General features: G+C 46.9%; 14 protein-coding genes and 2 pseudogenes. 2 read left to right on the forward strand and 14 right to left on the reverse strand.

Annotation, left to right across the window (positions count from 1 at the left end):
* Positions 1-76 precede the first annotated feature (76 nt).
* From BP71_RS36090 to BP71_RS36125, 8 genes and pseudogenes are all read right to left on the reverse strand, one after another.
* A complete protein-coding gene (locus BP71_RS36090) occupies positions 77-1,666 on the reverse strand; it encodes a S10 family peptidase (RefSeq protein WP_496386536.1) in 1,590 nt (529 codons plus the stop codon).
* 54 nt (positions 1,667-1,720) lie between these two features.
* Entirely contained in the window at positions 1,721-3,208 is a 1,488-nt protein-coding gene (locus BP71_RS36095; protein WP_496386537.1) for a S10 family peptidase, read from the reverse strand.
* Between the two features lie 35 nt (positions 3,209-3,243).
* On the reverse strand, positions 3,244-4,629 hold the full coding sequence (locus BP71_RS36100; protein ID WP_496386538.1) for a RagB/SusD family nutrient uptake outer membrane protein: 1,386 nt from the start codon (positions 4,627-4,629) through the stop codon (positions 3,244-3,246).
* An 11-nt stretch (positions 4,630-4,640) separates the two neighbouring features.
* Entirely contained in the window at positions 4,641-7,694 is a 3,054-nt protein-coding gene (locus BP71_RS36105; protein ID WP_496386539.1) for a SusC/RagA family TonB-linked outer membrane protein, read from the reverse strand.
* 509 nt (positions 7,695-8,203) lie between these two features.
* A pseudogene (locus BP71_RS36110) lies at positions 8,204-8,474 on the reverse strand (helix-turn-helix domain-containing protein); the annotation flags it as partial.
* Positions 8,438-8,686 carry a transposase gene (locus BP71_RS36115; protein ID WP_496386540.1) on the reverse strand — a complete coding sequence of 83 codons (249 nt, stop codon included), beginning with the start codon at positions 8,684-8,686 and terminating at the stop codon, positions 8,438-8,440. The gene BP71_RS36115 and the pseudogene BP71_RS36110, both read right to left, overlap by 37 nt.
* Entirely contained in the window at positions 8,620-8,835 is a 216-nt protein-coding gene (locus BP71_RS36120; protein WP_496386565.1) for a hypothetical protein, read from the reverse strand. The genes BP71_RS36115 and BP71_RS36120 overlap by 67 nt, the downstream gene beginning before the upstream one ends.
* 75 nt (positions 8,836-8,910) lie before the next feature.
* Positions 8,911-9,087 (reverse strand): annotated as a pseudogene (locus BP71_RS36125) (transposase family protein); the annotation flags it as partial.
* 857 nt (positions 9,088-9,944) lie between these two features.
* On the opposite strand from BP71_RS36125, the gene BP71_RS36130 reads away from it, so the two are divergent.
* Positions 9,945-10,196, forward strand: coding sequence for a hypothetical protein (locus tag BP71_RS36130; RefSeq protein ID WP_496386541.1), 252 nt, complete (start codon positions 9,945-9,947; stop codon positions 10,194-10,196).
* Positions 10,197-10,733: 537 nt separating this feature from the next.
* On the opposite strand, the gene BP71_RS36135 is transcribed toward BP71_RS36130, so the two are convergent.
* On the reverse strand, positions 10,734-11,057 hold the full coding sequence (locus BP71_RS36135; RefSeq protein WP_496386542.1) for an RNA polymerase sigma factor: 324 nt from the start codon (positions 11,055-11,057) through the stop codon (positions 10,734-10,736).
* A gap of 673 nt (positions 11,058-11,730) precedes the next feature.
* On the opposite strand from BP71_RS36135, the gene BP71_RS36140 reads away from it, so the two are divergent.
* Positions 11,731-12,999, forward strand: a complete 1,269-nt coding sequence (locus tag BP71_RS36140; RefSeq protein WP_496386543.1) for a Gfo/Idh/MocA family oxidoreductase — start codon at positions 11,731-11,733, stop codon at positions 12,997-12,999.
* Positions 13,000-13,793: 794 nt separating this feature from the next.
* On the opposite strand, the gene BP71_RS36145 is transcribed toward BP71_RS36140, so the two are convergent.
* The 5 genes from BP71_RS36145 to BP71_RS36165 all read right to left on the reverse strand — a co-directional run bounded on the left by BP71_RS36145 (position 13,794) and on the right by BP71_RS36165 (position 22,982).
* Entirely contained in the window at positions 13,794-16,031 is a 2,238-nt protein-coding gene (locus BP71_RS36145) for a glycoside hydrolase family 20 protein (protein ID WP_496386544.1), read from the reverse strand.
* Positions 16,032-16,176: 145 nt separating this feature from the next.
* Positions 16,177-18,279 carry a glycoside hydrolase family 20 protein gene (locus tag BP71_RS36150; RefSeq protein WP_496386545.1) on the reverse strand — a complete coding sequence of 701 codons (2,103 nt, stop codon included), beginning with the start codon at positions 18,277-18,279 and terminating at the stop codon, positions 16,177-16,179.
* Positions 18,280-18,508: 229 nt separating this feature from the next.
* The gene (locus BP71_RS36155; protein WP_496386546.1) at positions 18,509-19,765 is read right to left on the reverse strand and encodes a hypothetical protein; all 1,257 of its coding nucleotides are present in this window, start codon (positions 19,763-19,765) and stop codon (positions 18,509-18,511) included.
* A gap of 39 nt (positions 19,766-19,804) precedes the next feature.
* On the reverse strand, positions 19,805-21,064 hold the full coding sequence (locus BP71_RS36160) for a hypothetical protein (protein WP_496386547.1): 1,260 nt from the start codon (positions 21,062-21,064) through the stop codon (positions 19,805-19,807).
* 172 nt (positions 21,065-21,236) lie between these two features.
* Positions 21,237-22,982 carry a SusD/RagB family nutrient-binding outer membrane lipoprotein gene (locus BP71_RS36165; RefSeq protein ID WP_496386548.1) on the reverse strand — a complete coding sequence of 582 codons (1,746 nt, stop codon included), beginning with the start codon at positions 22,980-22,982 and terminating at the stop codon, positions 21,237-21,239.
* Positions 22,983-23,010 lie beyond the last annotated feature (28 nt).

The following is a 23,010-nucleotide window of genomic DNA, read 5'->3' on the forward strand; positions in this document are numbered from 1 at the left end:
ATCATAGCAATGGGGTTAAGTTGTTTAAAACCAAAGAAGCCCGCTGTCTGTGTGGGCTCTTTGGCGATAATTGATGTTAGTATTTGGCAGGCTGCCCGCGTTTTGGCGTTGCTTTCTTAATGAAATCGCGGAGGTCGTTATTGGCAGATACCAGGTCTTCCTGGCGCAGGTACATCATGTGTCCGCTCCGGTATCCTTTCCAGTCCATTCTCGATTTCAGTTTTCCGCTCGGGTCCATTTGCCACATATTGTTTTGTGCATTGAAGTAATCGCAGGCACCATCGTAGTAGCCCGATTGTACAAGCAAATGCAGGTAGGGATTCTGGGCCATTGCCTGGCGCAGGTTCTCACCGGTTTTGTCGGTATCATCGCCAGTTCTCGACCAAGGATGCACCGGCCCGAACATGTAGTATTTCAGGTCAGTTTTGTAATTGAGCACTTCGCGGAAATAGTAGTTGATCGGTGGCGTAAATGAATGCAGCCAGGAAGTCAGTTCCGGTGCATAATCGGGCTTTTCGCCGGCATCCTCACTGTCAATGCCCAGGTAGCGGGAATCGAGGCGGCCCACTGTACGACCTTTGTCGCGCAGCAATTCTTTCCAGAAAAACTGCACAGGAATGATAAGGTTATGTTCGAGTACCACCTTTTCGGACAACCCTGAATACCGGGCAATTTTCCCGGCGATCTCTTTTCTTTTGGCAGGATCAAGCGTGCCGCCCATTGCCAGGGCCGGGATCAATTCGAATGTTGTAAACTGTTCTACTTCGGGCAGCATCTGAACAAGGTCTTTTTGTTGTAGATCAGACGGAAGTACCTTGTGGTGCCAGGCCGTGGCCGCGTAGTAGGGGAGCATGTTTGCGCTGCCAACCGGACCTTTCCGGTCAATACCCAGGTTGGTTGGGGAAACGAGTATTACGCCATTGAGATACATCCAGTTGGCATTCTGCAGTTCCAGCGCCAGTCCTGACACCCGGTTGGTACCATAACTTTCACCGATCAGGTACTTGGGCGAAAGCCATCGGTTTCTGCGGCTCACGAATGTATTCAGCCAGTCGGCCAGGTACTTTATATCGGCATTGGTGCCGAAGAATTTAGATTTTGGTACATTTTTATCTACCGTGCGCGAGTAACCGGTATTGATCGGGTCAATGTAAACGATGTCGGCAATATCGAGAATGGAATTCGGGTTTTCCTTTACCGTATAAGGCTGTACGGGATAACCTTCGCTGTCAATACTCAGCAATTTTGGTCCAGTGTATGCCAGGTGCATCCACACCGAAGCAGTGCCCGGCCCGCCATTGAATGAAATGACGAGGGGTCTGGTAGCCCGGTCTTTGATGTCTGACCTTTCATAATACGTGTAAAACACGCCGCCTATCGCTTTTCCGGCTTCGTCCCATACAGGCTGAGTTCCTACCGTCACGTTGTACGGTACCTTCACGCCTTTTATTGAAACGGACTGATTGAGCGTGATAGCCGAGTCGAGCAGGAGCTTGACCGGTTTTGGCAATGGAGAAATCGGCGGTTCTTCCTTGGCTTTTGCGTCGGTTTTGGGCTTATCCTCCTGTTTGGTTTCAGGCTTCGGAGCGGGAGCCGTCAGCCTTTGTGCGGCCAGTGGGGAAACGGTGGTTAGGGCAAGTACAGCAAGTACGAATATTTGCTTCATGGTATGTTTTGTAAAAATGAATGACAGATTGAATGGAGATAGGAGGGGCCCCGACTAATACTTGGCAGCCTGTTCCGCTTTCGGGGTTGTCTTTTTGATGAACTCCCGGACATCCTCGTTGGAGGTGACCAGATCTTCGCTTCTCAGGTACATCATGTGCCCGCTTCGGTAACCCTTCCAGCTGAACCGGTCCTGCAACTTCCCGCTCTTGTCCATTTGCCACATATTGAATTTCGCATTGAAGTAGTCGCAAGCCCCATCGTAGTAGCCCGATTGCACCATCACATGCAGGTACGGGTTCTGTGCCACTGCCTGGCGCAGGTTTTCGCCTGTTTTGTCCATGTTGGTACCCTCTCTGTCCCAGGGCCTCGTTTGTCCGGCTACGAAATATTTCAGGTCGGTTTTGTAGCGGAGCACTTCACGCAGGTAGTAGTTGATAGCCGGCGTGAACGAATGCTGCCAGGAAGTATTTTCGGCCGAATAATCAGGTCTCTCCCCAGCGGTTTCCCTGTCTATTCCCAGGTATCTCGAATCCAGCCTGCCGATGTTGTAACCCTTATCACGAAGCAGTTCTTTCCAGAAAAATCCGGTCGGGATCATCAGGTTATGCTCCAGCACAACTTTTTCCGAAATACCTGCGTATTTGGCGACTTTCGCGGCAACTGCTTTTCTCTTTTCCGGTTCCAGGAACCCGCCTTTGGTAATCGCCGGGATCAGTTCATCGATGGTGAACTTTTCAACTTCCGGTAGCATGTCCGTCAGGTCTTTGTTTTGCAGATCCGGTGCGAGCACTTTGTGGTGCCAGGCAGTTGCGGCGTAGTAAGGCAGCAGGTTGGCGGCGGCTACCGGCCCTCCCCGTTCAATGCCCAGGGAGGTCGGTGATACCAGTACCACACCATTCAAATACATCCAATGAGAATTTTGTAGTTCCAGGGCCAGTCCGGAGACCCTTGTCGTTCCATAGCTTTCCCCAATCAGATACTTAGCAGAGCTCCATTTATTTTTTCGCGTAACAAAATTGTTGATCCAGTCGGCCAGGTATTTGATATCTGCATTGACCCCAAAGAATTTGGACTTTGGAATAGAATCATTTGCAGCTCTTGAAAAACCCGTGTTAACTGGCTCTACGTACACAATATCGGCCACATCCAGAATAGAGTTCGGGTTGTCCTGGATTCCGTAAGGTTGAACCGGATAGCCTTCATCATCGATCAGCAGCCGCTTGGGGCCGGTGTAGCCCAGGTGCATCCAGCAGGAAGCCGCGCCGGGGCCCCCGTTGAAGGAGATCACGAGCGGACGTGTTCCGCGGTCGGCTACGTCGGTGCGTTCGTAATACACATAAAACAAACTGGCGATTGCTTTTCCGTTTTCGTCCCAAACAGGCTGGTTTCCAGCAGTCGCGGTATAAGAAACCTTCTGGCCTTTGATCGTAACCTGATCTTTGGTGACTACATCGGTATCAAACTTAATAGTTCGGTTTTGTGCCCAAGTGGAGGAGACGGCGAAAGTTGCGAGCATCCAAATGGTTAAGACTTTTTTCATACGGCAGAAATTAATTTAAGGATAAAAGGTTGGAATTAGCGGTATACTTCGTTTTGCGCCACATTGGTGTTGGTACGTATCTCGGCCGAGGGAATAGGCAGCACCTGCTTTCCCACCACTTTGATGCTGTACGAGGGCAAACTTCCTTTTGATCTCTTCACTGCTCCGAACTCAGTGAGCGCGAGCCCGCGGCGGATCACATCAAACCAGCGCATTCCTTCTCCCACAAATTCCAGCTTGCGTTCATGCAGGATTGCCGGGATCAATGCGTCCTTGGTTGCAGCAGTACTGGGCGCCACATCTGCACGTTTCCGTACCGCATTCAAATCCTCCGCCGATCCGGCAGGCTTGCCCAATTCAGCCCGTGCCTCTGCCCGGATCAGGTATTGCTCGGCCAGGCGTAGTATCTGTACATTGTCCGCGTTCTGGGCGGTGCTCCATTTGGTGGTGTAAAAGACATTGGCAGTGGTGTTCTTAGCGGTTAATGCGGCGCGGGCATCTGCCGGATCGGCGATGATGGCCGCGTACATTTCGTCATGCAGCGCAGTGCCGCCTCTTCCGCTCAGACTGGATGGGAAATACCAGTTTCTCAACCCTGCTCCGTCAGTGGCATTGAATTGAAGTTCAAAAAGCGATTCGGCCGTGTTCCTGGATCTGAATATCGTTTCAAAAGGTGTGCTCAAAGCCTGATTTGCAATGGCTTCCGTAGCATACTGTTCCGCTTTATCCCACTGCTGGTTGTACAGATAATACCTCGCCAGCAGCGCCCTGGCTGCACCTTTGGTGGCTTTTGCCTTGCTCAGGATTGTGGAAGCTCTTGTCTCTGGCAGCTTCGCAAGCGCTTCCAGCAGGTCCTTTTCAACCTGGTCGTAAGTCTCACGCAGTGTATTGCGCGGCGCGAAGTCGGCTTCGGTGATACCTACCGACGGAGTGAGCTTGATCACCACTCCCTCTGTTCCGTATACGTTGGGAATCCCGCCGAAAAAACGGGCGAGATCGAAGTAGGCTAGGCCCCGGACAAAGTGCGCCTGACCCATTAAATCGTCTTTGCTGGTCTGAGCTACGGCCATTTCCGGTACGCCGGTGATGATCGAATTGGCAATGTCCACACAGCGGTACAGCGAGGTATACAAGTCTTCCACCTCGGAGTTATCGGCGCTGAGATTAAACTCGTCTGCCGAAATAAGCGCGTCCCAGGTATCCACCTGTTGCGACATATCGGAGGCCACGTCACTGATCACCTGCACGCGCCACATGTATACCGTTTGTAAATTGTTGTACATCCCATTCACAGCACCCTCCGCGCTGTTTAGACTGGAAAATGCCTGGCTGCTGCTGATCTGCGAAAGCGGTTCAATGTCGAGCACATTGCATGCTGAAACGCCCGTGACCAGAAATAATGCTATCAGTATCTTTTTCATCGTATCGTTGATTAAAAGGTTAAATTGATTCCGCCCATGAACACACGTGGCTGCGGCATAACGCCCTGGTCTACACCTTGTACGGTTTCGGAGGGACTTACGGATACTTCCGGATCAAGACCGGTGTACTTGGTGAAAGTGAGCAGGTTTTGAGATGCCACGTAAATGCGGGCACTGCTGATCCCAATTTTTGAACTAAAAGATTTCGGCACAGTAAAACCGATACTAACATTTTTCAGACGCAGGTAGGAAGCATCTTCCACGTGGCGTGACGGGCGGAAGTTGGTATCGTAGTTGCTGTGCGACATACGTGGAATGTCCGTCTTGTCGCCGGGATTTTGCCAGCGGTCGAGCTGCTGTGAGCTGTAACCCGTGGTGCGCTCGCCGCCATGTTCGAAGAAAAAGCGGTTGTAGTTGAACACATAATTTCCGTAGCTGTACTGAAAGAACGCCATCAGATCAAAAGCGTTGTACTTGAATGTGTTCGTTAATCCGCCCTGGAAGTCGGGCCAGGCGCTTTTATCCAGGATAAACCGGTCCGTATTTACATTAAATACCTCGTCATTCCCTGTATTCCAGATGATATTGCCGGTTTGCTCATCCACGCCCAGCTGTTCGTGCACGTAGAATGAAAACAGCGGGTAACCTTCCTCAATGCGGATATAGTCCCTCGTAAATGCGCTGATCGGCGCTGCCAGTTTTTTAACCAGGTTTTTGTTACGTGAAATATTGAAGGCAATATCCCAGGTAAAATCGTCGGCCTGAACTGCCGATGCATTGATGCCCAGCTCAAAACCTTTGTTTTCCATTTCACCATAATTCTGGATCAAGGTGCTGTACCCGGTCGAGCGCGGCACAGGTACTTCCAACAGCATATCTTTGGTTTGCTTATTGTAGTAATCAAGGGTTACATTCAGCTTGTCCTGAAAAAGACGTAGGTCCATACCGATGTCAAACTGCGCCGTGGTTTCCCATTTCAGGTCGGGGTTCGCCAGCTGAATGGAGTTGAAACCGGGATAATCTCCGTAAGCCGCCGCTCCGCCAGAACCGGGCGTAACCCCGCCGCCGCCGCGCAATCCGCCTCTTTGTCCTCCCCATAAACCCAGTGAGGCAAAATTTCCGATACCGCTCTGGTTACCCGTAACACCATAGCTCGCTCTCAGTTTCAGTTCTGAAATCGCCTTTACATCTTTCAAAAATTCTTCTTCGGACACCGCCCAGCCCACAGATGCGGAGGGGAACATTCCCCACCTGTTGTTTGCACCAAAACGGGAAGATCCGTCGTAGCGGATGTTGCCGGTGAAAAGGTATTTCTTCTGGAAATCATAATTGACGCGGCCAAAAAAGGAGGCGATACCCCAGGCGGTCTGGTCAGCAGTGGAGTTTTTTACTGCCGCTGATGCGATTGTCTTGAATTCGTTGCTCGGAAAACCACTGCCGGTGGCTGAGGTTGCATTGTTGACATTCTTTTGCAAGGTATTACCCAGCAACAAATTGAAGCTGTGGTTTCCTCCTACCTTGAACTGATACGTCAATACGTTTTCATTGATCCAGTTGAAATCCCGCACTACGCTGTTCGTGGCAGTACCGCCGACAGCCGCACCGGCGATCAGGTTGGTGTTTGAATAATTGTTTTCTGAAATATAGTTGTTGTCAATACTCCAGTTGGTCCTGAATACCAGGCCACTTGTGATTTCCCAGTCCCCAAATACGTTTCCGATGATCCTGTCGGTATTCATCAGGTAGTCCATTTCGTTGACGATCGCGATCGGGTTTTCCCAAACCGGCCTGTTGTATGTCCCGTCGGCATTGTAAACGGGTACATTGCTGGGGTAAAAGAATGCGTTGGCTAATGCAGAAGTAGTGTTGTTTCCATTCTGAATTCGGTTACGTTTGCTGTTTGAGTAAAAAATGCTTGTACCGAATTTAATCGCATCGGAAGCCGAGAAGTCGAGGTTAACCCTGAATGTCTTGCGGTCGAATTTCGTCGGCTTCATAATTCCTTCCTGATTGAAGGCATTTGCCGAGACCAGGTACTTAACGCGCTCGTTCCCACCAGAAATAGACGCATCGATATTGTAAAGTGCGCCACTTTGCATAATCGGGTCCAGCCAGTTTGTATTCACCGCCGCGTCAGGATTCGCATATTGAGGTTTGTAAGTGGCTCCTGCTGGGTTTGGTGCAGTAATGGAACCGTAAGTATCTATCCAGTTGTTGGCAGAGGCTTCATTTTGCAGCCGCTCAAAGGTAGGTCCGTCCACACGCAGCTCATTGGGATTGCGCCAGGCTTTGGAAGTGCCTGCGTAAGACGAAATGGATATTTTGGGTTTACCGGATTTCCCTCTTTTTGTTGTAATCAGGATCACTCCATTGGCCGCCCGAGCCCCGTAAATTGCTGTTGCAGAAGCATCTTTCAGGATTTCCATTGATTCAATATCGGAAGGGTTCAGGTCAGCAAGCGGGTTGGTAGGCTGTCCGAATGAAGTTCTCGCAAGATTTTGCGACACGATCGGCACGCCGTCGATCACATACAAAGGCTCGGAGCTCGCATTGATCGAAGTTGCCCCGCGAACGCGCACCATTACACTCGTTCCCGGCTCACCTGAACCTGCGCTCACCTGTACGCCCGGGCTTCTTCCCTGCAGCAGCTGGTCGGGGCTCGGACTTGGCACGTTCTTGATCTGTTCTGCAGAAACGGTTGAGATAGCGCCTGTCACGGTGCGCCTGTTCTGCTCACCGTAACCCACCACAACCAGCTCCTGTAAAGCCTTAGCCTCCGCTACCAGCTCGATTTTATAGGAAATTTGAGAGGTAACCGGTACTTCGGTGGTCGTGTATCCGATAAATGATGCAACCAGCCGCGCGTTGGGGGCTACCTCAATCTTAAATTTACCGTCTACACCCGTTTGCGTTCCCACAGAAGTGCCCGCAACGCGGATGGTAACGCCCGGCATGGGTAGATTATCCTCCTTTGCTACAACCACGCCGGAGATCGGGACGGTCTGTGCCTGCGCGGTGCAGACCACGCAAAACAGCTGCAATAACCATAGTAATTTAGCGCTCATATTCTTTGTAGTTTTCGTTTACCTCAATAAATTAACCAAAAAGAAAAATGACATTTCAGCCCCCGACCAGGCGCTATATGGTTATTGCTAATATCCTTTTATCATGCGATAATTTTGGTAAAAACGGCAATTAGTCAAAATTTTAAAATTCTGTAATTCGCAGTTTGTGCGATATTAAATTTTGATATGAATTGAATCACTAACGTATTGGAATACTAGCGATTTATTTGACGAGTAATTATTTTGTAGTACTTTTTGGGGTAATCCTCGCTGTCAAGGATGATGCTCAATGTCAGTCGAGGTCTCTGTCGGATTTCCGCGTTAGTGCCATTGTGCTTCCTTTTAGGCTGTCTTTCGGGTTGTTGCAAAAGGTGCATTGTCATTGGTGTGACCTATGAAGTTACCGGCGTTGGAACAGGTAGGTAGCTGGAATGTGACCATACTCAAAAGTAGGGTGGCAATCACTCCGGCAATAGGGAAAAATTCAGTCGGCCCGTTTGAGCAGGTAATCAGGCAAAAGACTGACGAAATTCCAATGGCGATAAATTCGTCTTCTTTTTGAAAAGGGTGCTATAAGGATTGCGCGTGCTCAAAGCCCAAGGCACAGGCAATCTCGCTGACCGAGAGACTGGTCGTTGAGAGCTTTTCTTTGGCTTTGGCGATCAGTTTTTCATGAATATGCTGCTGTGTATTCTGCCCGGTGTGAATCCGAAGCAGGTCACTCAGGTAATTCGGCGACAGGTTCATATGCGCAGCAATATATTGTACGGTGAGCAAACCCGGTACTTCGCTGTACCTAATGCATAGGCCGATGCTCTATCCTTGGCCACAGTATGTACCTCCGGGTGTTGTTTAAGCCAAGCTTCAAGCGCTTCGGAACTCCGACCTTCCCATAAGTCGATAACCCTATTCTGATGTAGGTCTACTAGAATTGTACAATAGGTTCGGCCCTTTTTAAAGCCCCGTCGTCGACCCCGATAACGCCGGAGCATATAATGCCATCGACAATCGGGAGCGATTTAATCATTCGGATCACTGTGGCTGCACTTACGGAGCTACCTACCCACCTGCTGATCATGGCCGTCTTGACACCTCCCAATTCCAAACCGATCTTTGTCAAAAGGTCCCGGCTGCGTTCCAAGCGACCACCGTAAGTGCCTAAGTCTGAACAGAACCATTCAGTAGATATCTTACGTGGACAGATGTGGTTTCGGCATATGAACCTTCTACTTCGGAGGTTGATCTTCACTTGATAGTTAGAAACAGGCAAATCAGCTAGCTGGCGATGATAATAACTATGGATTGACTTGCTCTTCTTTTTACAGAGAGGGCATCTGGAGCACCTTTGCAGGGAACTTGCGTTGACTAATACTTTTCCCTGCCAAAGATTGATTTTAACCTCTCAAAGCTTCATGCCAGGGGGCTGTATAAGGCGGGTATTGAGCATAATTATATTTATTAAATACACATGTAATATATACATTGGTGCTCAAACAAACCAGAGAGATGGGCAAACCGGTGCTAAAAATTAAAGGATATGCAGCCGAAGATATTCGGTCATTGTTACACAGCGACCCGGTGTTGTCTGTCGCGACTGAATATGGTTTATCAAGGAAGTGCAAGTATGAGAAATATCTGGTATGATGATGGGGAGCTACATTTATCGTTATGAATATCAGATCAATGATCATTTAGGCGGACGGCGTTCCGCTAACTTGCGGGTGGTGTGCTGTTGTGGCGAGAAAGCTGGTGCGGCTACGCCGGGGGACGCTTATGGTCCTATTGTAGTGCAGGAGAAACACTATGATCCTGGGGATTGGGGTTGCCTTTGAACACGTATGCGGAGAAAGTTGAGGGGAATCCCGAGGATCGGTCTAAGTTTAATGGGCGAGAGAGTCAGCAGCATGGTTCCGCCGACGCTGTTGATATTTTTTACCTTTAGTTGGAACGTTTTTTAGTGTTTACCATAGGCTGTGTAGTTAATTTTATAGTGCATTATGGAAATTCGAAGGTCTGGAACGTTTGGTATGAAAACGGAAACATTGTTCTTGAGAACATTTACACAACCAAAGTTAAGCCGGTGAACGATTTTGATAGGATTGAGATGACGAGCGTATTCAGAAATAGTTTCGAAACATGCACGCACCGGGCAAGGTATACAACTTTGCAAACGCAGGTTCCAAGACCTATACCTACGAGGAGTAGTTCGTAAGGGTCTGGTTGCCTGTCGTGCACAATAAAAGGGTAACTGTGCTGCTTGGGCCCAGCTACCGGACCGAGCAGTTCGAGTCGAGAACGCCGGGTGAAAACCCGATACGCAGCATCTCGGGCTGGAACCTGCGCTCTTACGGGCTGGATGTGAATTCTTTTGTGAAGCTGGACAGTATTTCCTGGCTGATAACTACTTCGCATTTTAACAAGAGCGGCAATATGGCCGAGCTATCCCTGAAACAGGTTCCACTCAACTACACGCTGTCGGCATCCTTTCTCCGCAAAAAATGATGAATAAGGAAATTGGGGCCGGGATTATGCTCAAGCAAAGCTATAAGATGACCATTCTGCCTGTTTTGATATTCAACTATAATTTCTCGGGACGTGCTGGTATCGAAATGATGCTGCCCAAGCGAGTGGCCTGGCGGCAACACCTGTCACGAAAACGACATCCTCCACCTTCGCGGCGAGTCGGTAACCCGCACCTATTATACCGATCCCACCGGAGGAGGGATAATCTTTCCGTATTCAGGCGGATAGATGTGGATCTGGGCCTGACCCCATAACCGAAGATTAGGAAGCTGGGCGGACGTGGAGATTTCTGCCGGATACTGTAAAAATTTGACGACCAAACTAATCGAAGGAGCATTGCCGGTGAAACCTTCGGGGCTGGCGATGACGCTCGATTTTTATGTGCAGCCGCCAAGGTTAAAAGGCAAAAGGTAAGAATGGAAAGCTACTGACTCATCGTCTGGTACGCTAAATTTCAGGGTGGCGATGTTGCTGAGGAGATCAACTATAAAGCGCTTTTTTCAAGCGCCTTTGCAATTACAGATCTTTTTTTGTGGAATTTGCCAAATGTAGCCAAGGTTCCCGTCCGGAGCGAAAGATTTTTCTTTTCAGGCAAACGCACAGATAGGTACGAACGCTGTCGGGTTCGGAAAGGTTTTTCCGCCGGTTCCAAAGCTCAATAAAAAGGTCATGAATACAATCTTTTACAAACTCCTCATCCTTTAAGAACTTGAAACCGTAGTTAACCAGTGGTTTGCAATGATTGCGCACCAGCGCAGCAAGCGCATTTTCATGACCCTCAGTAAGATGCTTCCAGCGTTGAGGGTCTTCCATATCAGCACAATGTTTGAAGCGGTTCATATCGCGATTAGGTTAATAAAGATTGCCTGAACAAAATTTGATTGCCACGATTTTTCTTAATTTATTAACATTGCACCTGATTTCGTATACTTCCTGATAATTTTTCACCTAACGATTGAAATAACTGCATATCGTTGTTTTATAGCTGTTTATGCTATTTGAGGTACTTTGATTCAAGCGATTTGGATAATGATTTTGCAGGTTATTTTCTGGTTGTGATCTAGCAATTTTGCTAATCGGGGATTACGAGCAATTCGACGTGCAACAGGGCAATAATGGTTGTGATTGGAGGTGAAGTTTCCGATAACAGGAAAATTTTTTGCTTTAAAAAGGTTAGCGTTCATGACTTATTTACACTTGGCTTTGAGCATAAATTTGAACCTAAACAAACATCAATCGGGATTTCGATAGTGCGACGGGTAGCGCTGCACGTAATAACTGTAATGGGCTAAATTAAAAGATAGAACGAAAGTATCGCGGTGCAGTTTATCCCGCATCCGGAATTCAAAAATTATAGATAAGAAAGGGCTGATCGAAATTGTTGATAGTGAGTTAAAACCAATAGGTTTCAAAAAGAAAGGTCTATTTTGACGAACTGAATCAAGTGAATTATCTGTATAGATCCAGGTTTTCAATTGTTGCCGGTAACATTAATTCGTATAAAGTTTGATCCGTGAAAGAAGAAACATCTGATTCCAGAAGGACATTTATTAAAGGTGCCATTGCCACAGTCGCCGTGTTTTCAATTGTGCCCAGGCACGTTTTGGGCAAGGGTTTTATACCTCCCAGCGACCAGCTGACCAAAGCAATTATTGGTCTTGGCGATATGGGACGGGGACATATCAAGTTAGGAGCACGGCGGGTAGTTGCACTTTGTGATGTAGACCGGAACCGCATGGAACGTGCTGCTGAAATCGTTGGGAAAGACGCAAAAACGTTTTCAGATTACCGTGAGGTGATACAGCTTCCCGAGGTGGATATTGTGCACATCGCCACGCCGCCGCACTGGCATGGAATCATTGCCGCTGATGCCGCCCGTGCGGGAAAAGATATTTGGTGCGAAAAACCGATGACCCGTACAATCGGGGAGGGGAAACGACTTGTGGAAACTGTCCAGCAATATGGCCGGATCTTCAGGCTCAATACCTGGTTCCGTTTCAAGGACAATTATTACGGGATGAACACAACCGTAAAACCGATTAAAAAGTTGGTGGAAAGTGGACTGCTTGGCTGGCCGTTGAAAGTGACCATCAGCAGACACACCGGGTTTGACTGGAAATTCTACTGGGTTGGGAAAACTGATCTTGAACCGCAGCCAGTGCCGGAAGAGCTTGACTACGATATGTGGCTCGGGCCCGCTCCCTACAAGCCGTACAACCGGCACCGTACGCACAATACGTTCCGTGGTTACTGGGATTATGACGGCGGCGGGCTGGGTGATATGGGCCAGCATTATCTGGATCCGGTTCAATACATTTTGGGAAAAGACGAAACCGGGCCGATCAGTGTTGAAATTGATGCGCCGCAGCAGCATCCTGATGCTGTTGGTACCTGGCGACGAATTGAATATACATACTCGGATGGCTGTAAAATTGTTCTGGATGGCGAGGCGAAAGACAAGGATGTGCCGTTTCTGGAAGGGCCAAAAGGTAAATTGTATCCAAATTTCCGGTCGGATATTCCGGACCTTGAAAGAAAACTTGCAGCTTTTCCTGACAGTGAACCCCAGGTTACCGATTTTCTGGATGCAGTGAAAAATCGAGAGAAATTTGCTTTGAATGAAGAGAACGGGCACCGTTCCTGTTCATTGGTCAATATAGGTCTTACTTCTCTCAGGCTTGGAAGATCTTTGAAATTTGATCCCGAAAAACAAATGTTTGTCGATGATGAAGGTGCAAATCGTCTGATTGACCAACCTATGCGCGGGCCGTGGACTTTGTAACACTCTGATAATGAGTTTGTGGTATTTTACAGTAAGTTATTTTTACTTCGATAAACATTAGAATAAAACCATTTCGGACACGAATATCTTCACAGTTGGGAATCCTTACCTGAAAATCCTTATTTGCAATTCAGGAATAACATCACTCCCTAATCCGATAACCTACAAAAAATCTGACGTTACTGACGCCGGAAACGGGTGTGCATGCAGTTTCACTTGCAACTTCGGGCAATTATTTTATCGACTCCTATTCGCAGCCCGACGTTCCTCCAGTAACTGTTGTTTGGAACAACGCGGGGAAACTGATCTCAACGCTGGAAAAAGCCAACAATGATTATGATCTGGTTACTTTTCCAAACAGCAGGCACAGCTAAGGTAATTACATGCCTTACATGATGCGTCGCCGCTGGGATTATTTTGTATGTCACCTGCTCGGTGCGGAACCTCCGGAAGAATATCTGCTGAAAAGCAATATAGATGACCCAAGAAATTCAGGTCAATAGGACAGAGATTTAACAGGAAGAAGCACTTGCCGGCCGCCGGAAAGTGCTTCTTCCTGTTAAAAAAATTAGCCGTTCGTAACTGTCCGGTAAGAGTACGAATTATGGGTATCCAAAATCAGATCCTTTACCTGACGGTTTTTTTTGTATAACTTTGAGACTCAGTTTATTAATTATTGAATGGTATCCCGTTAGTAGATTAAAACCACTTGTTCATTGGGTGGGAGCAGCGAATGAAGGATTTTGATTAGGAATATGAATGGATTATCAACCGAATTGAGCGCTTCTGAATCCCTAATTTCTCTCCGTAAAATAAAATCCCCATTTGTTGCCCAACTGATCCACTTTTACCAGAATCGTGTTCGATCCTTTTTTTACTGCAACGTCGATAACATCATCATTCGGCTTCGCGGCTCGCAATACGGGACGGCTCAGTTCCAGTTTCCCGTTGACCCACACTTTAACACCGTCATTGCTTCCCACACCAAATCGCATCTTTCTGGCGACAGGCGACTCAAATTTCCTGTACGCGTAGGACACCACATTTTTCTTCTGGTCAAACATTTTGGCAAAATCAATGTAGCCTGATTCGTTGCTGTTGTACTTTGTCCATTTTGTTTTAATGCTGTTTTTACCTTTAAACACCGCCGTACTGTCAAAACCTTTTTCCGGAGCATAAATGGTATCAAATCCTTTTCTGTTTTCATTGTCGAAAGGTCCTGTCAGCCACCAGTCTTTTATAAACCGGTCGGACGATTCCACGCTTTTTATGAAATTGGGAATGTTGCCGGGTTCAAGTTCTACGACACCCATGCTGGTAATTCTGTTAGTGGCCAGGATTCGCCTGAACTCAGCCAGTGCTTCCGGCATTTGTTCCTCGCTCAGATAAGCCGTTCCGCCGGTGGAATAAAAATAGAGTTTTGTATAAAGAATGGGCAAATAGGCGAGCTCAACCCTTTTGTAAAGTGCGCTGTCTTTTTTCGCAATCGTTTTTGCCATACTGAAGAGTGAATCTGCTTTTTGGATAGTTTTCAAGCCCAGATAGTTCACATCTTCCGGATCGGTCCAGATACTGAAATAGGCGCTTTCGGGTTTCACCTGTTCATGCATCATTTGGATATATTTGCTCACATACGGAGCAGCAGGGCCGTATACATTTTGCACAAATTCGTCGATCAGATCCTGTCCGTTCCTTTCCGGATTCCACAACAATTGCGAAAATATCCAGGCACGGAGCTCAGAAAATTCTCCGCCGCCGTTGTCGGAAACGTTGTTACCTTCGGGAAAGAGCCCGATTGCTTTCCTGTCAGCATAGAATTTTACATCATGTTTCAAAGTCTCGAAATTGGGAAAAGGCAGCAGATAACGTTCAAAATTGGTGTAGTAATCCCAGATCGTGACCTGGCTGGCTATTTTGCTCCACTGGTCCAGCCGTTCAACATACACTTTATGGCTATCACATTTGCCCAGCGGGTGTGCCGAACAATAGTCGTAATGGCACAGCCGGATGATCACATTTTTGGCCGGCCGGATATGCTTTGGCGGTATTTCGGTATAGGCGTATGCTAGTGTCTGCAATTTTACTTCCGGGTAAACTTTTGCCACAGAATCTGCGATCTGGTTTACGAAATGGATCAGCGTTCCTGAATAGCTGCCTTCCCGGTCGTCGATTTTTTTACAATTCACACATTCGCAATGTCCGTCTCCATCGTTTTGGTCAACCGTGTAAACGCTAGCCTCAGGATGCGTTTTGATCCACTCGAAAACGGTCGCAGTCGCTATTTTAATCACTTCCGGGTTGGTCAGACAGAGCTGTCCGCCCGTATTGCTTTCCTTAATCAGCCGTTTGCCATCCACCTCACTAAAATACTCAGGATGGGTTTTTCCATATTTCTGAGGCGATACCAATGCATAAAAAGTATGTACGAAAGGGTACGCGATGTTGCCTGATCCCAGCGAGTCAGGCATCAGATTGCTGTTGATACGATTGTGCAATGACCAATTCACATCATAAGCTTCGCGGTAAGATATCTGGCGGGCTTCCATGACGGGTTTTTGCCGGTCATCTTTTTCAGGCAAACCAACTGAGGCCTGTTTTGGGAGTTTCACCACTTCCCGGGTGTACCACCGACATCCAAGATGATCGGCCAGGTAGCCCATCACGCCATAAAGTGTTCCTCTCGGCCCTCCGCCGGCTATGAGCAAATTCTTTCCATCGGATCGAATGATGTATTCCTCTTTGCCAAAAGCTGCCGGTTTCAGATCATAGGTCAGTGAATTCGGGGCGTTTTGGAAACCAATGTATATCAGTTTGTCATCAACCTTGCTATCGTTAACAATCGGCAGCAGGCATCCGCTGATTTTTTGTAGATATTTTTGTAACTCCTTTGCTGCGTACTGCTCCGGCTTGGGTGCTTCTCTGGAAACAAATATTTTGAAATCACTTTTCCCGTTTGAAACCAAATTTGTTTCAGATGAACAGGAAGAGAAAATCAGAATGGCAAAAAGGCCAAAAATTGAAAAGTATTTCATTGGATGAATTTGATAAAATCAGATGATGTCCATGAATTTTAATTTGCCTTACAGCTTATTTCAGAGCCCGGTAAAATAAGGATTCTATCTTTTTTCGAAGCGAGCGGAATTTGCATCCGCTCACTTTTTGAATATACCTGTGCAGTTATTTTCTTTCAGTAAAATAAAAGCCCCATTTGTTACCGAGCTGATCCACTTTCACCAGCAGATCATTTTCACCGGCTCTGACCGGCACGTTAATCAGGTCCTCATTTGGAACTGCTTTACGGGATACAGGCCTGTCAAGCACCAGTTTCCCGTTCAGCCACACGCGTACTCCATCATTACTGCCTATGCCAAATTGTACGGTTTTTGCCTGGTCGAAATGCAGCTTCCGGTAAGCGTAGGAAACGACGTTTTTTTTCTGACCAAACAGTTTAACAAAATCAATATAACCCGATGTATAGTCTGCGTGGTGGCTCCATTTCACCGGTGCGCCATCTGCTCCGGTATAGGTTTTTGTGGAATCAAAACCGTTTTCCGGCCCGTAAACTGCCGTGAATCCTTTTCTTTCCGGGCTCTCAAACGGTCCTGCCAGCCACCAGTCGTTCATGAACCTGTCAGATGATTGGACTCTTTCCAGGAATTTTGGAATGCTTCCTACTTCCGGTACCTCGGCCATGGTCGCAATGCCGTTTTCGGCTATAATACGCTTGTAATCCTGCACAATGGCATCCAGGTTATTACCAACATAGGCAGTTCCTCCAATGGATTTGAAATACAGTTTGGTAAATATGACGGGAAGGTATGCGCGCTCCACACGTTTGAACAGTGCTGTATCGTTTTTCGCTACGTTTTTCGCAAGCGCAAATAGGCTGTCTGCTTTTTGTATTGTTTTAAGGTTCAGGTAATTGGTGTCTTCCGGATCTGTCCATATACTGAAATATACACTTTTCGGCTTTACCTGTTCGTGCAACAGGCTGATGTACTGGCTTACATAACCGGCTGCATCGCCATAAACATTGGCCACAAATTCGTCGACCAGCGCTTGTCCGTCTTTTTCAGGATTCCACATTAATTGTGCAAATACCCAGGCTCGAAGTTCACTAAATTCCCCGTGTCCATTATTTGGAACATTATTGCCCTGCGCAAACAGCCCGACCATACCATGATCCGCATAGAATTTGACGTCATTTTTCATCGTTTCAAAATTTGGAAAGGGCATCAGGTAGCTGGCAAACTGTGTGTAATAATCCCAGATCGTAACACGTTTTGCTATCTTTTTCCACTGTTCCAGGCGGTCAATATATGCTTTGTGGTTGTCGCATTGTCCCAGCGGATGCGCAGAGCAATAATCATAATGGCAAAGCCGGATGGTGACATTATCGGCAGGGCGTATTGTTTTTGGAGGAACTTCGGTGTAGGAATAAGCAAGTGTCTGCAACTTAATATCCGGATGTGTTTTTCCTACAGTATCGGCTATCTGGTTCACAAAATTCAGTAATGAGCCAGCAGGTGTTCCTTCGGCATCATCGATTTTTTTGCAGTTCATACACGTGCAGTTTCCACCAAAATCATTTTGATCCACCGAAAAAACACTGGCTTTTGGATACGTTTTTATCCACTCAAAAACCGTGGCTATCGCAATTTTAACGGTTTCCGGGTTGGTAAGACAAAGCTGAGCCGTAGTGCGTTTTCCGTCTACTTCTGAAAAATATTCCGGATGTGTAGCAAAGTATTTTTCTGGCGCGACCAGCGCATTAAAGGTGTGAACGAATGGATAAATAAAATAGGGTCCACCTAGCGAATCCGGGATGGCGCGGCTGTTGGTTTTGTTATGTAAAGCCCAATCGGTATGGTAAGCTTCGTGATAGTAAGGCTCGCGGTATTCAAAACCGGGTTTTTGATGATCCTCAATTTCAGGAAGTTTGATGGTGGCCTGCTTTGGGATTTTGATGACTTCCCGTGTATACCAGCGGCACGCCAGGTAATCAGTCAGGTAAGCGGAAACGCCATATACCGTCCCGCGCGTGTTCCCACCGGCAATCAGCAGATTTTTCCCATCCGAGCGAATGATAAATTCTTCGTTACCAAACGCAGCGGTATCCAGTTTTTCAAGCATCCTTGCCGGCGCTTCCCTGAATCCTACAAAAATGAGCTTGGCATTATCAGATTCCTGTTTATGGGTAATTTCTAATTTGCATCCGGTAATTTCCTGTACATATTTTTGCAGTTCAATTGCGGCACTTTTTTCAGGTATTGTAGCCAAATTTGAAACAAAAATCTTATAGTCACTTTTTCCGTTGGAAACCAGTTCATTTCCGGAAGAACAACCAGAAATAAAGGCTGCTGCTGCGAACAGAATAAGAGAGCAAGTACAACGGCAGAATATTGCGGCATTAAAAAAGTACCTCATTTGCGGTCAGGTTTAGGGTGTTTTAGTGAAATAAAATCGTATTCCTGGTTTGGGACAAAATGAACCAGGCTTTTGAAACTGCTCAATTCAGTGCAAACAGTTTTCCTTCTCCCGGCAGAAACGAGGTCGTGATCGTCCTTCTTTTTCTGTCAAAATCTGACCTGGACGGTTTACCGTTTATCTTGGAAATCTCTTTCATTTTCTTCACGGATTCATTCGCCTGAAAAGTGAGTGTTTTTGGCAATTTGAAGGATTTGTTCACGATCATCAGATATTCTTTTCCCGTAGATTTGTGGGTCAAACGGCTGAAAATGACGTCAACTTTCGGATCCTGAACTTTCCATGCGAAATCAACAGGCGGTTGTGAGGTTCCGATCCAGAGGCTGTCGCCGGTATGATAAACTTCCTGCGCATCGAGGTTGATCAGCGTTTTGCCGAGCTGCTTCATCTCTGAATTCATCTGACGGAATGGTTCATACATATTCGTTTTGACACCAGCCGAATCAATCACGCTCTGCATCATGGTCACTTTTGTTGTCAGGTTATCCTGTGTGTAGTAGGTATACCAAACCGGATTTTTAATGCCATATGCAAGATTGGAATACACATTCATGCGGATTTCGTCGGCATTGGGACGCCTCAGTTCTTCGATGCCGTTGAACGCCATTCCAAAAGATTGCAGGCAGGACGAGGTTTTGATTCCATATTTCAATCCCACGCGGCGGATGATTTCGAGGTTATTGAAATAGGTTTTTTCCAGTTTCTGTTTTCGTTTGTAGGGATAATTGTCATAAGCCAGATAGTTCAGATTGTCTTTGCCCGCGCTCTCAATGTACCTTTTGAGGAACTCATTCTCATAGTTATTAACCGCCCAATCCGGCAGATGATTGATATACGCATCTTTCGACGGGTCTAGCGCTTTTACCTTTTTCTGCAATTCAACGGCGGACTGTAAACGTGCAGAATCGGGTTCATCTGTAATGTAATAACCGCCAAGCGCAGGGTGATTTTTGAAATCGTTTACCATTTCCCGGATTTTGTCGTCACCCTGATTGATGCGGCCATCAAAAGTATAGACGGTCAGGCCATATTTTTTTGCCATATCCAATGTCTTCAGATTCCCCTCTTTGTTGTGATCGACACCCGGCCCGATGTTCAGGATAATATCTACGTGCGCATCTTTGATGACCTTGTACTGCTCGTCGTTCAGCAGCTTGGCAGGAGGCGGGCCATAAATACTGATCAGGAATTTATCTTTCGTATTCTGTGCATTTACGGTCAGACCGCAGAGGATTAGGGCCGCTGAAATACAGGTTATTGTATTTTTTCTAAAAGTCATTTTCTAAATATTTGGTGTTTCAGAATGATATGAAACTGATTATTTAATGACAGCGTAAAGCCTTCCTTCTCCCGGTAGGAAATTTTCAGTAATCGTATGCTTTTTATTGTCAAAACGGGATTTGACAGCTTTACCCGATTTCTTAGAAATTTCTTTTAAGTTTTTGATCGAATCATTCAGCGTTACACTGATTTCGGACGAATTTTTGAATGAACGGTTCACGATCATGAGATACATTTGGCCGGTGGTTTTGTCTGTGAAACGACTGATAATCGCTTCCGTTTTTTTGTCTGCAATTTGAGCGGGAAAATCTATCGACGGAAGTTTGGTTCCGATCCAGAGGCTGTCGCCGGTATGATAAACTTCCTGCGCGTCCAGATGAATAAGGGTTTTTCCAAGCTGTTTCATCTGGCCGTTTAGCACTTTGAACGACTCATACAAATCCGTTTTACCACCAGTTGAGTCCACGATTGAAGTTGAAAACGTGATCCCTGTCCCATGCTGTAAGGTAGACCAATAGGGGAACCAAACCGGGTTTTTGACACCATATGCAAGATTTGAAAACACGTTCATGCGCATTTCATCCGGGTTTGGCTTGCGAAGCTCTTCCACTCCGCTGAAATACATACCAAAAGATTGCAGACAGGATGAGGTTTTAATTCCGTATTTCAAGCCTGTCCTGCGGATAATATCGAGATTGTTGAAATAAGTTTTTTCCAGTTTCGCTTCCCTTTTGTACGGATAATTGTCGTAGGCGAGATAGTTGATATTTTCCTTTCCGGAATATTCGATGTAACGTTTCAGGAAGTCGTTTTCATAGTTATTCACTGCCCAGTCGGGCAGGTGGTTGATGTACGCATCCCTTGCCGGATCTAGTTTTTTGACCTTCAACATCGTTTCTACGGCCGATTGCAATCGGGCCGAATCGGGTTCGTCTGTGATGTAGTATCCGGCAAGCGCTGGATGGTTTTTGTAATCGTTCACCATCGCTTTTCGTGCGTCATCACTTTCGTTGATCCGCGCGTCGTGTGCGTAAACTTTCAGGCCATGTTTTTGCGCCATATCCAGCATTTTAAGATTGCCCGCTCTGTCATTGCTGACGCTCCCGCCAATACTAAAAATGATGTCTACGTTGCCTTCCTTCATCAATTTAAATTGGTCATCGTTGACGTATTCAGCAGGTGGCGGACTATAAATGCTGATCAGGAATTCGTCCTGTTTTTTTTGAGCGGATATCTGAAAGGCGGTAGTTGCTGCGAGGCCTGTGAGTAGCCAGGTAAATGGTTTTTGGAAAAGCATGTCAGGATAAATAATATGGAAAATAATCGCAGCTGCAAAAGTTGCAGTGCGTCGTATTGAGTACGCCGGAAGTTGTAACCGGCCTACGTTTTTCTGGAAGATTTTTGTGGAAAAACGGATGGTGATCGCCCTGGAGATTTGAGGCGAATCGTTATCCGTAATCTGACAGGAGTTACCAGGGTTTACCGGTTCCCTGGATCAGCCACATTTTCGCCCACTGGTCGTCGACTTTTGTGTCGAGACGTTGAATTGCCGTGTTCACATTGTCGATGTTGTAATTCTTTTCTTCATCACCATAACCGTAGCGAACTGGTATTTTTTGACCATTTCCACCGGCAACGATGTTTTTGCCCAGATCCGGCAACGCAGTTCTGCGCCAGCTGAACCAGGCGTCGCTACCCATCCAGCCTGCAATCCATTGCTGGGTCAGGATAGGTTCAAGCTTGTTTGTTGCATCGGTAAAAGCGGCTTCGGCTTTTGCAAGGAAGGCCGTCAGGTCAAAGCTGTCGAGCTGATGCGTTCTGGTGTTGTATACTTTTTTATCACCATTCGCAATTTTGTACTGGTTGAAGGATTCGGTAATTCCCTTTTTATAACTTTCCGCCGCAGGGGTTGTAACCCAACCGCGCACAGCCGCTTCTGACAGGATAAAATTCACTTCTGCTGCCGAAATGAACACGCATTGAATCAACGGATCGGTATTTTTCTGGTAAATGTCCGCCAGATAGGAGACGTGCGGATTCGCGGCACCTTCGGAATATATGGTGGATTTTAAACCTTTAACGGTGCTTACGACTGACGCGCTGTTTTTGTTGTATGCGTCCGGATTCGGCTGTGCAGCCGGCAAACCAACGTAAAGTGATGTGTCAATCCCGGGGGCGTAAGTTTTTAGATAACGACGTACTTTACCATCTGCATCAAGTTGGATTTTGTCATCCGCACCTACATCTTTCACCACAATTTGCACATCTACCGGACGTACCCAAACGGTCAGTCGGGGGTCGGCATCTTTTTTCAGGGCATTGACAATCGTTGCACATGGTTTTCTTCTGTAAAATTCCGTCCGGGTACTCCAGTTCAGTGGGCCGCCTGTCCAGGAATCAGCTGCTGTGAGGCCAGGGTAAGTGTAAGCCGCGTTGTCTGCACTGCTGGTTATGAGCGGATATTTTGTCGCGTTCGTTGCCACTTCGCTGATCGCCGCAGGAACATCCACACCGATTGCTTTCATGTCGGTTGCCTTTTCCGACAAACGCATCAGAAAACGCAAACGAAGCGAGTTTGCAAATTTTCTCCACTTCATCACGTCACCCGCATAGAGAATGTCAGCTGTTTTCGCAGACGGCGTTACCGTCGCACCGGTCAGTATTTCATTGGCTTTATCAAGATCTTCCAGAATGCCTTTGAAAACACTTTTCTGTTCGTCATACGCAGGTTTAAAAATACCTTCTTCTGCTTTAAGTGCCTGCGAATAAGGGACATCTCCCCAGGCTGACGTCAGGTAACCAAACCAGTATGCCTTGAAGATCAGTCCCACGCCAGTCATAAATTTCTCGTCTTTTTCGCCGGGTGCTCTTTGCAGTAAATAGGACGTATTGGAAATCGGCGTGCTGTAATCCGGTCCCCAGCTTTGAGCAAACCAAAGAAAAGTGTTGGTTACAGAGAATTCCAGGAAATCGCGTTGCAGATATTGCTGCGCTTCCAGCAATACCGAACGGCTGACACCGGTTCCATAAAGCATCCGGGTGTTCTGTGATACCGACTCGCCGATGACTTTTGTCATAACGAATATCGGGTCAATATCCTTGGCGAGAATCGTGTTTGGATTCACATTGGTTTCCGTTAAATCGGCGCAGGACGAAACGATTACAACAGGCAAAGCCAGCAAGGTTTTGCCAATGGATTTTAATAAGGTATTCATAGAGAAAATAAGTTAACATGGAATTGCT

The organism is Dyadobacter ginsengisoli DSM 21015, from assembly GCF_059568735.1.

Bases quoted from the DNA above. Each gene is read 5' to 3' on its own strand.
- BP71_RS36105 (WP_496386539.1), bottom strand. From the start codon at position 7,694: ATGAGCGCTAAATTACTATGGTTATTGCAGCTGTTTTGCGTGGTCTGC.
- BP71_RS36090 (WP_496386536.1), bottom strand. From the start codon at position 1,666: ATGAAGCAAATATTCGTACTTGCTGTACTTGCCCTAACCACCGTTTCC.
- BP71_RS36155 (WP_496386546.1), bottom strand. From the start codon at position 19,765: ATGACTTTTAGAAAAAATACAATAACCTGTATTTCAGCGGCCCTAATC.
- BP71_RS36100 (WP_496386538.1), bottom strand. From the start codon at position 4,629: ATGAAAAAGATACTGATAGCATTATTTCTGGTCACGGGCGTTTCAGCA.
- BP71_RS36095 (WP_496386537.1), bottom strand. From the start codon at position 3,208: ATGAAAAAAGTCTTAACCATTTGGATGCTCGCAACTTTCGCCGTCTCC.
- BP71_RS36160 (WP_496386547.1), bottom strand. From the start codon at position 21,064: ATGCTTTTCCAAAAACCATTTACCTGGCTACTCACAGGCCTCGCAGCA.
- BP71_RS36115 (WP_496386540.1), bottom strand. From the start codon at position 8,686: ATGCTCCGGCGTTATCGGGGTCGACGACGGGGCTTTAAAAAGGGCCGA.
- BP71_RS36145 (WP_496386544.1), bottom strand. From the start codon at position 16,031: ATGAAATACTTTTCAATTTTTGGCCTTTTTGCCATTCTGATTTTCTCT.
- BP71_RS36165 (WP_496386548.1), bottom strand. From the start codon at position 22,982: ATGAATACCTTATTAAAATCCATTGGCAAAACCTTGCTGGCTTTGCCT.
- BP71_RS36135 (WP_496386542.1), bottom strand. From the start codon at position 11,057: ATGAACCGCTTCAAACATTGTGCTGATATGGAAGACCCTCAACGCTGG.